This window comes from Lysinibacillus sp. GbtcB16, from assembly GCF_019091145.1.
Taxonomy (GTDB): Bacteria; Bacillota; Bacilli; order Bacillales_A; family Planococcaceae; genus Lysinibacillus; species Lysinibacillus fusiformis.
This window is the reverse complement of the sequence record NZ_JAGXJV010000665.1, coordinates 1-251: the sequence shown is the minus strand read 5'-3', so window position 1 is coordinate 251 and position 251 is coordinate 1. Positions and strand designations below refer to the sequence as shown.

Annotated in this window: 1 pseudogene; it reads right to left on the bottom strand. The window is 49.0% G+C overall.

From position 1 onward, the window contains the following. Nucleotides 1–251, bottom strand: a pseudogene (locus KVT27_RS25555) (ADP-ribosylglycohydrolase family protein); the annotation flags it as partial.

Genomic DNA, 251 nt, shown 5'->3' with positions numbered 1-251 from the left:
CAGGTTGTTCTTCAGATTCCGCGGGCCTTCAGGACGCAGCTGTTTAATCGCTTCCAATTCATTGGGTTCATCTACATTCGGTGATTGCGGCTCAAGCGCGCACATGTCCGAGTAAATAGCCATCAACTGACTCTGATTCTCACCTTCTGCTTCAATGCGTTCGAGGAAGCCCTCTAAGATACAGTCCTCCTCTCTTCGCTGCTGCACTTCAACCTTCAGTAACTCTTGTAGTTTTACCCATCCAGCCATAG